The following is an 11,842-nucleotide window of genomic DNA, read 5'->3' as shown; positions in this document are numbered from 1 at the left end:
TTAGCGACTCTAATTTCCTAATCCCTTTTTTTATTTCAAATAAAAAATATAATTTTTGAAAAAGTCAAGATGACTTCAATGCTTACTGCTTTAAAGCGCAAGGATTTTATCTCTGATAAAATTGCAATACTCGTTTAATTTATCTTTGTAGAGATTCCTACGGAATGACAAATATGATATGTATTTTTTTTAAAACAAAAGCCCTACTGAGGTTCAGCAGAGCTTTTATTCAATATAATTGAGTTGTGTTTATTATTTGCTTCTTAAAATTTCATTCTTTGGATTCTCACCGCATTTAAAATAGCCAGCAATGCGACTCCTACATCTGCAAACACGGCTTCCCACATGGTTGCCAGTCCACCAGCTCCCAGGATAAGAACCACTGCTTTTACTGCAAACGCTAGGATGATATTCTGCCAAACTATCTTTTTCGTTTGCTTTCCGATGTTGATAGCCATTGGTATTTTGCTTGGTTTATCATCCTGAATCACTACATCTGCAGTTTCAATGGTGGCATCACTTCCTAGACCTCCCATTGCAATTCCTACGTCGCTTAAAGCCACTACAGGAGCATCATTTACTCCGTCTCCTACGAAAGCTACACTTTGATTTCTGCCTTTGATTTCTTTAACTTTATTGACTTTATCTTCAGGCAGCAAGTCTCCGAATGCATTGTCAATACCCAGCTGATCTGCTACATATTTCACAACAGTACTTTTATCACCGCTCAGCATTGTAGCTTTTACATTCATTTTATGAAGGTTATCTACGGTTTGTTTTGCATCTTCTTTTATACTGTCTGCAATGGTGATATAGCCTGCAAACTTTCTATCATAAGCTACCGCAATTACCGTATAAACGATGTTAGCAGGGTTAAGATCATAACTGATATTAAATTTATCCATCAGTTTAAAGTTTCCAACCAAAAGTTCTTTTCCCTTAATCGTTGCTTTTAATCCATGACCTGCAATTTCTTCTACATTTTCTAAAGGAAGGCTGTGATTGATTTCTCCTGCATAATTATGAATAGCTGTTGCCACCGGATGGGTACTTTTACTTTCCAGGACATTGACCATCTGAAGGATTTCTTCTTTGTTAAATTCGGAGCTCATACTGACTTCCTGAACTTTGAAAACGCCTTCTGTCATGGTTCCTGTTTTATCCATCACTACGTTCTGAATCTCTGCAATACTGTCCAGGAAATTACTTCCTTTGAACAAGATTCCGTTTCGGCTTGCAGCCCCAATTCCTCCGAAGTATCCTAACGGAATTGAAATAACAAGGGCACAGGGGCAAGAGATAACAAGGAATATTAATGCTCTGTACAGCCAGTCTCTGAACTGATAATCGCTTACAAAGAAATAAGGCAGTAAACAGATTCCTATGGCAAGAAATACAACGATAGGGGTGTATACTTTCGCAAATTTTCTGATGAACAATTCTGTAGGGGCTTTTTGAGCTGTAGCATTCTGAACCATCTCCAGAATTTTACTCAATTTACTGTCTTCATAGGCCGTATTTACTTTTACTAAAGCAATACTGTTCATATTGATCATCCCTGCAAGAACTACTTCGCCTTTATTTTTGGTATCAGGTTTACTTTCTCCCGTTAAAGCTGCGGTGTTGAATGAGGCTGAATCCGAAAGCAGTTCCCCATCCAGCGCCAGTTTTTCACCGGGTTTCAGTTGAATAATGTCTCCAATTTTAGCTTCTTTGGCTTTCATGGTCTTTGGCTGATTATTTTCCATAATCGTTACCTCATCAGGACGTTGATCCAAAAGCGCTTTTATGTTTCCTTTGGCTCTGGTCACCGCCATAGACTGAAATACTTCTCCTACGGCGTAAAACAGCATTACCGCTACTCCTTCAGGGTATTCTCCAATGGCAAAGGCACCAATGGTTGCGATACTCATCAGAAAGAATTCTGAAAACACATCTCCTTTGATGATACTTTTATAGGCATCTTTTAATACCGGGAATCCTACAGGAATATACGCCGCAAGGAACCATACTAAACGTACCCAGCCTGTAAACCATGCCGGTTTTATATAGTTGTCAAAAGCAATTCCTACTAATAAGATGACAAATGATATAATGGCAGGAAGAAACATCTGAAAGACCGTCTGATCTCCGGAGTCATGAGAATGATCATGCCCGTCATGGTCATGTCCGTCTCCTTCTGCGTGATTATGTTTATGTTCTTTTGTATCTGGTTTTTCCGGGGTTGTACTACAGCATTTTTCCATAACTGAATATTTTTATACAAATGTAAAGATGAGACTGATGCAATGCTATTGCAAACTTTCAAGGCAGTTTTCACAGATTCCTTTGGCGAACAATCTTATTTCATCAATCCTGAAATTAGTCTGGATGTTTTCAGGGAAAGAAATATCTTCTTTGCAGGTGGTTTGCTTGCAAATCTTACAGTAGAAATGCAAGTGCCAGTCTTTGTGTGTTTTTTCATCACAATCGTCTTCGCACAGTTTGTATTTTGTGGTTGTATTTTCCTGAATGCTGTGAACAATTCCTTTTTCTTCAAAGGTTTTCAATGTTCTGTAGATGGTAATTCTGTCAGCATTATCAAAATGATTTTCTATTTCAGAAAGGGATAAAGCTGCTTCCTGAGAGCTTAGGAAATCATATACCAAAATCCTCATACTGGTAGGTTTGGTATTTTTATCAATGAGTTTGTGTTCGATATCTTTTTTCATTGTAAGCTTTTAAAATTTTTACAGATGGACTTCATTTTCTTCATAACCCTCCTCTTCTATCTGAAAAGTGGTATGACTGATTTTAAAATTAGTAATCGTAGAATTTGTCAATACAGTTAATAATTGATTCTGAGAATAGCCTGCATCTTTTACCACATGAGCACTCATTGCATTAACACTGGATGTCAGTGACCATACATGCAGATCATGTACATCTTTCACTCCGGGAGTTTGCTCCAATGATTGACGAAGGGCATGAATATCCACATCTTTGGGTGTTCCTTCCAGCAAAACATTAATGGCTTCTTTCAACAGTCTCCATGTTCTTGGAAAGATTAATAATCCGATGGCAGCTGAGATTAACGGGTCGGCATAGTACCAGCCTGTCGTAAGCATAATTACTCCGGCTATCATTACTCCTACTGAAGTAAGCATATCTGAAAGGACTTCAAAATAAGCACCTTTCATATTGAGACTGCCTTCTGAGTCTTTTCTCAGAATCATCATTCCGACAATATTGACAATCAATCCGATTCCGGCTACAATCAGCATTGATTTACTTTGTACTTCGGGCGGATTTTGAAAACGCTGATAGGCTTCAAACAAAACATAGATCGAAATGGCCAGCAAAACCACTGCATTGATTACAGCTGCTAATATTTCTGTCCGATAATAACCAAATGTTCTGGAAGGATCTGCTTTTCTTTCTCCTATCTTGATAGCAATAAATGCCAGTAACAATCCTACAACGTCTGTCAGCATATGGGCTGCATCAGCTAATAGCGCAAGACTGTTGGTGACTATTCCTCCTATTACCTCAGCAATGAGATAAGTTCCACTAAGACAAAGGACAATCAGAAGGTTCTTTTTATGTCTGCTTCCCGCAGAAACGGTTTGTGTTGGTGTATTTTCCATATGGTGTATGGTTTAATTACATTTCATAATAAGATGTATTTTCTTTTTTAGGGGGAACATTCTGCTCACCGATCATCTGTCTGATATTGATTTCTATGGTCTGTGCCAAGGAAGTCATCGGAGTATCTACAGGGCCATTTTCAAACGGATCCTGCATGATGATGGATGTTTTTTCAATGGCGATGAATGTCACCGGAACCAGGAAAGTAATGGCAATTTCTACCAACAGCTGTGAATCATCAAGTCCAAATGGAAGAATTGCTGCAAAAACATAGATCAAAATATGAACTAAAACACTATATGAACGCGGAAAAACTGTATTCTTAAGTCTTTCACATTTTCCCATGCTGTCGCAGAGCCTTGTGATGATATCATTGAGCTGCATTTGTTGGAAATCGGTCAGCCCTTTGGAGGCTGCAATTTCTTTCAGCTGTCTGGAGTGTTCGTCCAGAATTGCATTGGGAATATTGGCTCCTTTGATCTGATGTTGATCCAAGTATTGCTGAACTTTTTCAGAAAACGGCAGTTTTCTCAAAGATTCTCCAAGTGCATACGTCCAGATCATTTGTCTTTCGGCAAAATCTTTTATTGTTTTGTCTTCTCCTTTCGGCATAAACTGTATAATCAACCTCACAAAAGTTCTGGAATCATTTACAATTGCCCCCCAAACAGTTCTGGCTTCCCACCATCTTTCATAGGACTGGGACGTACGGAATGCCAGCAGCAATGATACTGCTGTTCCTAGCAATGCCGGAATATTCAAGGGCAGTGATATTTTGCGAAACCACGGCAATTCGTCCAAAAGACCAATGGCTATCGCAAATATTCCGATAAACAGAATTTGTTTTTTTATTTCACGAATGAAATACCAGACTGATATTTTTTTGTTTAATAACATAATTGGACTATTTATTAAAATTCGGTGAGGTTATCTTTAGTTTCTTCCAACCGTTTTTATTCAATAAAAAATTACGTAAACAGCTCTAATTTAAGGATAAAAATCGACATTTCGCGGGTTCCGACGGCTTTCATTAATGTTCGTGTTCCCCGGAATTTACCAGTTTCGCATTCACGAAAAAGGCCCCTTTCACGACTATCTTTACATTGTCAGGAATATTCCCTACCGGAGTTATCGCGGTATATCCCATATCGGAAGTTCCTTTTACCACTTCTATTTTCTCAAAGTTTAAGGTTTTCGGATGTGGTTTTCCTTTTTCTTCATGTTCTTCTTCCGCTTTTTTATCGGTCTGAACAAATACAAAATATTTCCCGTCTGCTTCAACAATAGCTTCTGTAGGAACTGCCGGGGTTGTACTTTTATCAAGGCTTACAATTCCGGTGATATTCATTCCGTCAATCAGTCCGGATTTGTTTCCAATCACTTCGCAGTGCATAGAGATGGTTTTGCTTTCGTTTTCAAAAGAAGATCCTATGCTGTAAATTCTTGCATCATATTCTGTTTCCGGATTGTTGGTCAGTTTAAAATGAACAACCTGCCCTACTCTCATTTTAGGAAGATCTTTTTCAAATACCTGAAGGTCAAGATGAATGGAACCGTTATCAATAACCGTTGCAACGGGAGAAGAAATATCTACATAACTTCCGATCTGCGCGGTGATAGCACTAATTGTCCCGCTGATGGGTGCGGTGATCACCAAACCGGATTTCATATTTCCATTGCTTACTTTTCCCGGGCTTATTCCCATCATCTGAAGCTGTTTTAAAAGGGATGCTCTTTTTGTTCTTAAGGTTTTCAGCTCAGCATCGGCACTTTGGAGGTTCTTCTTCGCTCCTGCATCATTATCAAAAAGCTCTCTCTGTCTTCTGTATTCCTGTTCTGCATAGGTTATTCTGCTATTGGTAGTCAGATAATCTTCTTGAAGCTGAATGTATTCCGGGTTGGCAATAGTGGCAATCACCTGTCCTTTTTTCACGATACTTCCTACCTGAATATTGATGGTTTTGATAATTCCTCCATACAGGGAAGTGATTGTGGCTTTGTTGCTGTTCGGTACGCTCAGTAAACCATTGGCTTTTATAGTAGAAGTCAGTTCTTTCATTTCTACGGTTCCCAAAGCAACGCCTACAGACTTCATCTGCTCTTCTGTGAGTGAAGCTATCGTTTGTGGAGCTTCTTCATGTGCCTGCTCTTTCTGTTCTGTTTTTTCAGGAGCTTTTTCTTCAGAAGCTTCTTTTTTTCCACAGCTTGTTAGTAACATTGAGATCAGGATAAGCGGGATGATATTATATTTGAGTTTCATAAGTAAAAATGTATTTTGTCTGATGCTGTATGCCTTCGTTTTCATAGGTCTGGCAGAAAGTTTTATTAACAGCGGTTTCATATTATTTATTTATAATTGAGTTAATAGTAACCACAGATTGGTTCACCTGCTGGATAGATTCCAGATATTTTAACTGGATATTCGTTGCAGTCTGCAGGGCAAAAAGATATTCCACATAGGAAATTTCTCCTGTTTTGTATCCTAACTGAGCTGCTTTTACAATTTTCTCTGCGTTCGGCAGTGCCTGACTTGTATAGTAATCATATTGCTGCAAATCCTGCTGATACTGGCTGAACGCATTTTCTAACTGAGCAGTAAGTTGTTTCTTCTGCATCTTGGCATTGGTTTCAGCGACCTGTTTTTCATATTCCAATGCCTGAATTCTCGCTTTTGTGGCTCCAAATGTCAATGGAATAGACACTCCTACTGTTGCCGACTGAAAACGCTTCCCTGCGTTATAAAAATTCTCCTGTCCGTTGATGGTATGAAGACCTATCAAAGACTGATTGGTATATCCTAAACTAAAATCAGGCAGTCCGAGGGATTTTTCAACTTTTTTATTTTTCTCAGCAATTTCCATTTCCTGGTAAAAAGCTTTTACAGATGGGTTGTTGGCAACCACAGCACTATCGAGTACACTTTCTGCTTTTAAAGGCGCATAATCTTTATTAAACGGAACTTCAAGATTTTCTGAAGTGTTCATCAGGGTCTTTAAATTCTTATAAGCATTATTCAGAAAGACTTCATTTTGTCTGAGCAGCAGATCAATTTCTCCTTTCTGAGTTTCTGCCGTACTGATTTCTATTTTCTTGATATCACCTGCTTTAAATCTTACGGTTGCAATCCTGATGAATTCTTCATAATATTTATCCAAACTGGTCAGCTGAGCTTTATTATACTGAAGATATTCAATCTGATAATAATAGGTACGAACCTGTTTTATCAGTTCATTAGCTGTAATTTCCTTATCAATCTGTCTGCTTTTGATATTCTCATTGATTAAATCTTTTCTCGCTTTAAAAAGGGTTGGAAAAGGAATACTTTGTGAGATCGCAAACGACTGGTCAAACTTTGGACTATTGTATTGTCCAAGCTGTGCTGTAACACCGAGCTTAGGAAGTTCTTTTGCAGTTGCCCTTAATGCTTCAGCAGATTTAATGCTTAAATCTTTTGACTGCAGGGTTAAATTATTTTTCACTGCCTGTTCTACCGCCTGTTCTACCGAAATCGATCTGGACTGTGCTTTAAAAGTCTGTCCCAGCATCATCAATCCTACAACAAGAACGGCAGTAATGGTTCCCGTATTATTATTTTTTCTTTTCAAAATCTTCGTGTTAAAAATGATATATAACATTGGCAAAACAAATAATGTAAGGAATGTAGCTGTTACCAGACCACCAATTACTACTGTGGCCAAAGGTTTCTGTACTTCTGCCCCTGCTCCGGTGGAAATAGCCATTGGTAAAAATCCTAATGAAGCTACCGTAGCGGTCATTAATACAGGTCTTAATCTGGTTTTTGTTCCTTCAAATACTCTTTTCAGAATATCAGTTTCACCGTCTTTTTCTAATTGGTTGAATGTTCCGATCAAAACTATTCCGTTCAATACTGCTACTCCAAAAAGAGCAATAAATCCGATTCCTGCACTGATACTGAATGGCATATCTCTTATTAAAAGCGCGAATACACCGCCAATGGCACTCATCGGAATGGCTGTAAAGATCAATGCGGCCTGTTTGAATGAACGGAAAGTAAAATACAGCAGCATAAAGATAAGTAGCAATGATACCGGAACAGCGATCATCAGGCGTTTGCTCGCCTCCTGAAGATTTTCAAACTGTCCTCCGTAGGTAAAATAGTATCCGGAAGGAAGTTTCACTTTATTTAGTTTTGCCTGAATATCTTTCACCACACTTTCCACATCCCTGTCTTTCACGTTGAAGCCAATAACAATTCTACGTTTTCCCTGCTCACGGCTGATCTGTGCCGGTCCTAATTTGTAACTAATATTAGCCACCTGTGATAATGGAATCTGAGCTCCTGTAGCAGAAGTAATCATCAGATTGTTCACATCTGAAATATCCGTTCTGTGTAGACTGTCCAGGCGGACAACCAAATCAAAACGTCTTTCATTTTCAAAAACCTGTCCGGCAGCTTTCCCTGCAAAGGCTGTACTTACTGCATTGTTGACATCTTCGATATTCAATCCATAATTGGCAATTCTCGTTCTGTCATACTGAACATTAATCTGCGGAAGACCACTCACTCTTTCAATCTGAGGCGCTGTCGCTCCATCTACCGTCTGAATGATTTTTCCAACCTTATCTGCATATATTGCAAGAGAATCAAGGTTTTCTCCGAAAATCTTTACGGCCACATCCTGTCTGATTCCTGTCATCAACTCATTGAAACGCATCTGAATAGGCTGGTTTTTCTCAAAGAACACTCCAGGAATTGTTTCCAGCTTTTCACTGATCTCATCGGCGAGTTCATTGTAGGACTTTTTAGTTTTCCATTCGCTTTGTGGTTTCAATACTACAATCATGTCGGTTGCTTCAGGCGGCATGGGATCTGTAGGAACCTCAGCGGAACCAGTTTTCCCAACGACCATTTTCACCTCATCAAATTGTTTGATAATCCTTGACGCCTGCATGGAGGTTTCTATACTCTGACTGAGTGAACTTCCTTGTGGTAAAATACAGTGGAATGCAAAGTCTCCCTCCTGTAATTGCGGAATAAACTCACCACCCATATTTTTAAAAATAAAAGCGGAGATCAGAAAAACAACAGCTGTTGCTGAAACAATGATATATTTTACTTTAATCGCTTTCTGTAATAATGGCTGATAAACCTTTTGAAGACGATTCATCATTTTATCAGAGAACGTTTCTTTATGGGATATTTTCTTAGATAAAAATAAAGCACTCATCATTGGAATATAGGTAAGAGATAAAATCAGGGCTCCCAGAATGGCGAATCCTACTGTTTTTGCCATTGGGGTAAACATTTTCCCTTCTACACCTGCCAGTGTAAGAATCGGAATGTATACGATAAGGATGATAATTTCCCCGAAGGCTGCACTGCTTCTTATTTTTGATGCAGAAAGAAATACCTCTTCATCCATTTCCGACTGTGTCAATGCACGGACAGATTTCCTTACGCCTAAATGATGTAACGTTGCTTCTACAATAATTACGGCACCATCTACAATCAACCCGAAGTCTATGGCTCCAAGGCTCATCAGGTTGGCACTTACTCCGAAAACATTCATCATTCCCAGTGCAAACAATAAGGAAAGCGGAATGGCCGAAGCAACAATAAGTCCGGCTCTCAGATTTCCTAAGAAAACTACAAGAACGAAAATAACGATCAGAGCTCCTTCGATGAGGTTTTTTTGTACCGTATTAATGGCTCTGTCTACAAGGTCTGTTCTGTCCAGAAATGGTTCTATGATAACATCATCAGGAAGAGATTTCTGAATGGTCGGAATTTTTGCTTTGATATTGCTGACTACTTCATTACTATTGGCTCCTTTCAGCATCATCACTACTCCACCTACGGCATCTACTTTTCCGTCATAGGTTAATGCTCCGTAACGAACGGCACTTCCTAAACGAACATAAGCAACGTCTTTTATAAAAATCGGAACGCTTCCGGTTTCATTTTTAACCGCAATATTTTTGATATCTTCTAAAGAGGTTACTAAGCCAATTCCACGAATAAAATAGGCATTGGGTTTTTTATCAATATAAGCTCCTCCTGTATTCTGATTGTTTTTTTCAAGGGCTGTAAATATTTCGGTGATACTTGTTCCCATTGCTTTTAAACGATTGGGATCAATGGCTACTTCGTACTGTTTTAATTCGCCTCCGAAACTGTTGATCTCTGCAACTCCGGGAGTTCCGTTCAGTTGTCTTCGAACGATCCAGTCCTGCATGGTGCGCAGTTCTTTAGCATTGTATTTCTTTTCGCTTCCTTTTTTAGGGTGAAGAATATATTGGTACACTTCTCCAAGACCTGTACTTACAGGAGCCAGCTCTGGAGTTCCCACTCCTTTTGGAATTTCTTCCACAGCATTTTTCAGTTGTTCATTAATGAGCTGTCTCGCAAAATAAACATCTACATTTTCTTTGAACACGACTGTAATCACAGAGAGCCCGAATCTTGAGATACTTCTTGTCTCCTGAATATCGGGAACATTGGCTATACTCTGTTCAATAGGAAAGGTAACCAGCTGTTCCACTTCCTGCCCTGCCAATGTAGGACATACAGTAATGATCTGCACCTGATTGTTGGTGATATCCGGCACAGCATCGATAGGTAATCTGGTGGCACTCCACGTTCCCCAGATGATCAGTACCAGCGTCATCAAACCAATGATCACCTTGTTTTTGATACTGAATTTTATGATTTTATCTAACACGATTTAAATATAATTTTTATTGAAAATGAATGCATACAGTATAAAATACTGCAGCAAAAATATCATGAAAACCTCTGCAATGGTATTGCAAAGTTTCAAGCACAGTTTATCATTAGAAAGCATAACTTTCTAAAAATCAATAAAAATTAAATTTTAGGAGGCTGCCAGATAGGGTCGTAAATCTGGTAAGCAAAGTCGTTTTTGTGGAATAGAATTTTTTTCGAAAAGTAAGCAGGAATCTGCTCAGGAATCTCCAATAAAGGATCCATTTTAAATGCTGAAACCGTCATCTGACAACAGCTGCAAGCACACAGTGGAGAACAGATATCTCCTTTTTCTTTTGAATGGTTTTCCTGAACACTTAGAGAAATCATTTTATTTCCCGAATTCTGCGGATGAGACACGTCAGCACATGGCATTAGTGACAGTGCCATGAAATAAATTGCCAGTATCCATCTTAAGAGGTTCATTGTTACAAAGGTAGAGATTTTTTCTAAACTGAATTATTCATATTAAGTATTTAACTAACATTTTTATGTAAAAACCTATTCGCAAATATGTACCAAGGTCTTTATGATAAAAATAAAATTCATATCATTGAAAATAAAAATAACTCAATATCAAAAAGGGCACATATGAAAAATAATCACTTTTTTATCACCTTTTATTTGCTGATTATCATTAGTCTGATATCATGTAATAAGCAAAATACAATAAACCAGAATTCATCATTCATTTATAAAGATTTGACTGATACCTATGATTCAAAAACAGGTTTGTTTACAAGAAATTATGATTCTGATTCGACTACGATAAAGGTCAATTTAACCAGAGAAGAAAAAGAAAAAATTCTGAAAACTTTTTCAGAAAACAGCTTTGAAAGTCTTCCTTCTACAATTGATTGTTCTATATGGGGATATAATCCTAAAATCTATGACAGATTGAGTCTGAACAATATTAATGTAGAATATATTCACAATGCTGAAGAAGGATGGTTCTGCTATAATGGAAAAAAATTCGACAGAATTAATAAAACTATACAGGATATTATCTTCAACAAAAATGAAGTGAAACAACTGGAGCCTTCCACTATAGCATATGAATAAAAAGTATCTGATTGTGGTTAAATATATTTTATTATTTTCTATACTATGTACAACTATTAGCTGTGTAACAAGTAATTTCAGTAGTTACAAGTCTGATGATAACTTAGCTCAAATTAATGGCTATTATAAGATTCAGGAACCGAATGGCAAAATAAATTATATAAAGATAGGTATTCATACTATTTATAATAGGGAAAACAACCATTCTCTCTATATTGTTTTTAAAAACAAAACGATGGACAGTTCAACTATTAGATCCATTTATTTCGGAAAAGTTGACAAATCTCAAAATGATAAAGTCTATTTTAAGAAGATCAGTGGAGAAAAAATGGGAGATATAGTCTATGTAAATCTATCAGATAAGATCTACACATTTTATTATCAATAAAGTCTTAAATAATAAAA

General features: G+C 37.7%; 9 protein-coding genes. 2 read left to right on the top strand and 7 right to left on the bottom strand.

Annotated features, from left to right (window positions below):
* Positions 1–263: 263 nt before the first annotated feature.
* The 7 genes from CQ046_RS01955 to CQ046_RS01925 all read right to left on the bottom strand — a co-directional run bounded on the left by CQ046_RS01955 (position 264) and on the right by CQ046_RS01925 (position 10,801).
* Positions 264–2,246 carry a heavy metal translocating P-type ATPase gene (locus CQ046_RS01955; protein ID WP_105700637.1) on the bottom strand — a complete coding sequence of 661 codons (1,983 nt, stop codon included), beginning with the start codon at positions 2,244–2,246 and terminating at the stop codon, positions 264–266.
* A 45-nt stretch (positions 2,247–2,291) separates the two neighbouring features.
* The gene (locus CQ046_RS01950; RefSeq protein ID WP_002983024.1) at positions 2,292–2,711 is read right to left on the bottom strand and encodes a Fur family transcriptional regulator; all 420 of its coding nucleotides are present in this window, start codon (positions 2,709–2,711) and stop codon (positions 2,292–2,294) included.
* An 18-nt stretch (positions 2,712–2,729) separates the two neighbouring features.
* Positions 2,730–3,626, bottom strand: a complete 897-nt coding sequence (locus tag CQ046_RS01945; protein WP_105700636.1) for a cation diffusion facilitator family transporter — start codon at positions 3,624–3,626, stop codon at positions 2,730–2,732.
* Between the two features lie 16 nt (positions 3,627–3,642).
* Positions 3,643–4,524, bottom strand: coding sequence for a bestrophin family protein (locus tag CQ046_RS01940; protein ID WP_105700635.1), 882 nt, complete (start codon positions 4,522–4,524; stop codon positions 3,643–3,645).
* A gap of 133 nt (positions 4,525–4,657) precedes the next feature.
* Positions 4,658–5,887 carry an efflux RND transporter periplasmic adaptor subunit gene (locus CQ046_RS01935; RefSeq protein WP_105700657.1) on the bottom strand — a complete coding sequence of 410 codons (1,230 nt, stop codon included), beginning with the start codon at positions 5,885–5,887 and terminating at the stop codon, positions 4,658–4,660.
* Between the two features lie 82 nt (positions 5,888–5,969).
* The gene (locus CQ046_RS01930; protein WP_105700634.1) at positions 5,970–10,331 is read right to left on the bottom strand and encodes a CusA/CzcA family heavy metal efflux RND transporter; all 4,362 of its coding nucleotides are present in this window, start codon (positions 10,329–10,331) and stop codon (positions 5,970–5,972) included.
* A gap of 146 nt (positions 10,332–10,477) precedes the next feature.
* The gene (locus CQ046_RS01925; protein ID WP_105700633.1) at positions 10,478–10,801 is read right to left on the bottom strand and encodes a DUF6660 family protein; all 324 of its coding nucleotides are present in this window, start codon (positions 10,799–10,801) and stop codon (positions 10,478–10,480) included.
* Positions 10,802–10,966: 165 nt separating this feature from the next.
* Here CQ046_RS01925 and CQ046_RS01920 point away from each other — a divergent pair, with 165 nt between their 5' ends.
* On the top strand, positions 10,967–11,437 hold the full coding sequence (locus CQ046_RS01920) for a hypothetical protein (protein ID WP_123906555.1): 471 nt from the start codon (positions 10,967–10,969) through the stop codon (positions 11,435–11,437).
* 235 nt (positions 11,438–11,672) lie between these two features.
* Positions 11,673–11,825 (top strand): hypothetical protein, encoded by a 153-nt coding sequence (locus CQ046_RS23470; protein ID WP_165790441.1) that lies wholly within the window; start codon positions 11,673–11,675, stop codon positions 11,823–11,825.
* Positions 11,826–11,842 lie beyond the last annotated feature (17 nt).

Source organism: Chryseobacterium sp. MYb7 (genome assembly GCF_002979455.1).
Lineage (GTDB): Bacteria > Bacteroidota > Bacteroidia > Flavobacteriales > Weeksellaceae > Chryseobacterium.
This window is presented reverse-complemented; position numbering and strand designations above follow the sequence as displayed.